Source organism: Agreia sp., assembly GCF_964263775.1.
Classification (GTDB): Bacteria; Actinomycetota; Actinomycetes; order Actinomycetales; family Microbacteriaceae; genus Agreia.
Window position 1 is genome coordinate 1 of sequence record NZ_CAXVWM010000193.1, and the last position, 3,149, is coordinate 3,149.

4 protein-coding genes are annotated in these 3,149 nt (G+C 68.3%); 1 reads left to right on the top strand and 3 read right to left on the bottom strand.

The genetic code is table 11. From position 1 onward, the window contains the following. A partial coding sequence (locus tag ACE5CZ_RS13840) for a hypothetical protein (protein WP_374947917.1) occupies nt 1-324 on the top strand: 324 nt, incomplete at its 5' end. Here ACE5CZ_RS13840 and ACE5CZ_RS13845 read toward each other — a convergent pair. The 3 genes from ACE5CZ_RS13845 to ACE5CZ_RS13855 form a co-directional block, all read right to left on the bottom strand. Next, nucleotides 272-1,291, bottom strand: coding sequence for an NAD(P)-dependent alcohol dehydrogenase (locus ACE5CZ_RS13845; protein WP_374947918.1), 1,020 nt, complete (start codon nt 1,289-1,291; stop codon nt 272-274). The genes ACE5CZ_RS13840 and ACE5CZ_RS13845 overlap by 53 nt on opposite strands. Before the next feature lie 61 nt (nt 1,292-1,352). Continuing rightward, nucleotides 1,353-2,126, bottom strand: coding sequence for an isocitrate lyase/phosphoenolpyruvate mutase family protein (locus tag ACE5CZ_RS13850; RefSeq protein ID WP_374947919.1), 774 nt, complete (start codon nt 2,124-2,126; stop codon nt 1,353-1,355). 44 nt (nt 2,127-2,170) lie between these two features. Beyond that, a complete protein-coding gene (locus tag ACE5CZ_RS13855) occupies nt 2,171-3,115 on the bottom strand; it encodes a rhodanese-related sulfurtransferase (protein ID WP_374947920.1) in 945 nt (314 codons plus the stop codon). Nucleotides 3,116-3,149 lie beyond the last annotated feature (34 nt).

Sequence of the window (3,149 nt, forward strand, 5' to 3'; positions counted from 1 at the left end):
GACTTCTTCGCCGACGGCACCTCGTTCACGCTCGAGAACGGCGGGCTGCTGGGGCTCTCGCTCGACATCCTGGTGCTCGTCGCGCTGTCCGATTCCGACGCCCGCGACTTCACGACCGGCAACTCGAACACCCGACGCGACGAACGGCGCAGCAGGCGCACGCGTCGACGTGCCGCGCCCGCGGTCGCGGTCGCGCCCGAGCATGACGCGGCCGCGCTCGCACCCGAGCGTGACGCGGCCGCGATCGCAGCCGAGATCGGCGGCGGTCAGGTCAGATCGAGACGACGACCTTCCCGCGGGCTTTCGACGAGGCGACGCGGGTGAGCGCGGCCGCCGCCTCGCTCAGCGGATAGACCCTGTCGATCGCGGGGTGCAGCCGGCCCGCGGCCACCTCGGCGAGCAGAAGTCGCAGGTCGGCCGTGAGCTCGCGCGAGACGAGCCCATGCAGGTGCTGGCCCGTGAATCGATCGAGGAGCCCGGCGCCGATCACGCGTTCGAGGCCACCGAGCAGCGCTCCTCCGTTCTCTGCCCCGACGAGCACTAGATGCCCGTCTGGGCTCAGGATGCGACGGAGCACGCCGAGCGCGCGCCCGCCGCCCGCGTCGATGATCACGTTCCACCGCCGGGCGGTGGAGGCCAGGTCGTCGACGGTGTAGTCGATCACGTCGTGAGCGCCGAGCGAGCGCACGAAGTCGAGTTTGGACGTGCTGCACACGCCCGTGACCGTGGCGCCGTTCGCCGCAGCAAGCTGCACGGCGAAGCTGCCGACGCCTCCGCCGCCGCCGAGCACGAGCACGCGCGGGGTCTCCGCATCCGATGCCGTTTCGAGCCCGGCGACCCGAAGCGCCTGCAGCGCGGTGACGCCCGAGACGGGCAGGGTCGCCGCGGTCTCGAACGGCACCGCGTTCGGGATGCCCACGAGGGCCGCCTCCGGCACAGTGATGTATTCGGCGAACGTTCCGCTGCACGAGCCGACGACCCTGTCGCCCACGGCGCATCCGGTCACCGCCGAACCGACGCGGGCGACCTCGCCGGCGAACGCCCTTCCGGGATAGGGCGCCCGGGGTGCACGAAGCCCGAAGCCGATTGCGCGCATGAGATAGGGCTTGCCGGTGAGGATGTGCACGGTTCCGGCGTCGACGCCGGCGGCCCGCACCCGCACGAGCACCTCGGTCGCGGCGGGCACGGGCACCGGCAGGTCTACGGTCGCAAGCACCTCGGGGCCGCCGTAGCGATGCTGGGTGACCGCGCGCATCCGGGTGGGCAGGGCCGGGCTGGGGGCGTCGGTCATCAGTGTCGGGCCGTGTTTCTTTGTGTAGTAGATGCGTTCTTCAGTTCAGCGGCTGCGTTCGTCAGTTCAGCGGCTGCGTGCCCTCGGGCAGGTGGCCGCCGGCCAACAGCGCGCGAGCGGATGCCTGCAGCGCGGTGAGCGCGACCCGCTGGGTCCAGGGTCCATACGAGATGCGCGCCACGCCCAGTTGTTCGAGCCTCGCGGGCGTGAGCGAACCCGGAACGTTGATGACGCTCACGCGGTGCTCACCGATTCCCTCGACGAGGCGGATGACGGTCTGCTCGCTGAGCAGGCCGGGCACGAAGATGCAGGCGGCGCCCGCGTCGAGGTAGGCGCGACCGCGCTCGATGGCGTCTGCGATGACGTCGTCGAGGGGGCGGTCGCCCGCCTTGAGAAACGCGTCGGTGCGGGCGTTCAGAACGAAGCCCACCTCCTCCCTCTCGGCGGCCTTCGTCACCTCGGCCACGTTCTCGACCGATTCGATCAGCGGCCTCATCTGGTCTTCGAGGTTCGCTCCGACGACGCCCACCCCGATCGCCTGGCGCACGGTCTCGCCGGGGTCGCCGTATCCGGCTTCGAGATCGGCCGACACGGGCAGGTCGGTGGCGCTCGCGATGCGGCCGCACATGTCGAGCATCAACTCGAGCGGGATGTTCTCGCCATCGTCGTAGCCGAAGGTCGCGGCGATGCTGTGGCTGGCCGTCGCCAGGGCGGTGGTTTCGGGCAGATCGGCGACGACGCGAGCACTCGCGACGTCCCAGACGTTGACCACCTGCAGGATCGCGCGCTGCTCGTGCAGGTGAAGAAGCTGGTGAGCCTTGTCTTTGGTGTTCATGTGCCGAGCCTAGGCGCGAAGCCCTGTGGATAACTCTGTGGAAACTATGCCGCTACGATACGTGCGTGCTGCGCACAACGCGGCGCCTGGTTCTGGTCGCATTGCTCGCAGATCACGAGCTGCACGCGGCACTGCGGGTCGCTGCAGTTCTGCATGCGACTCGTGGATGAGCCGCAGCGGTGGCATTCGCCGATCACCGCGGCGTCGGGGGTGAAGTCGACCGATCCTCGGTCGTCGAAGACGTAGAGCGAGCCGTTCCACAGGCCGGAATCGCCGAAAGCCTCGCCGTAGCGCACGATTCCGCCGTCGAGTTGGTAGACCTCGCCGAAGCCCCGCGACACCATCATGCTCGAGAGCACTTCGCACCGGATTCCGCCTGTGCAGTAGGTAACTACAGGCTTTCCCTTCAGATGGTCGTATGCACCGGAGTCGAGAACGGCGGCGAATTCGCGGGTGTTCTTCACGTCGGGCACGACTGCGCCGGCGAATCTTCCGATCTCGGCCTCGAACGAGTTGCGGCCATCGAAGAACACCACGTCATCGCCGTGTTCGGCCCTTTCTGCGACGAGCTCGTGCAGTTCAGCGGGAGTGAGCCTGGTTCCGCCGCCGCGCACCCCGGTCTCGTCGACGCGTAATTCGCCCGGGGCGCCAAAACTCACGATCTCGTCGCGCACCTTCACGACGAGCCGGGGAAAGTCGAGGCTCACGCCGTACGGAGCCTGTGGATAACTCTGTGAAGAATCGAGGCCCGATCCCTCGCTCCATTTGGCGTCAATACCCCTGAATGCCGGGTAGTCGCGCGTTTTGCGCAGGTAATTCTTGACCGCTCCGAGTTCGCCGCCGACGGTTCCGTTGATTCCCTGCGTCGAGATGAGGATGCGACCGCGCAGCCCGAGCGACTCGCACAGGTCGCGCTGCCACAGGCGGATGGCGTCGGGGTCGGCGAGCGGGGTGAAGGCGTAATAGAGGAGAACTTTGGACACTGCCACCCGCCGATTTTACGCGCGGCCGTGTGTTCGTGCC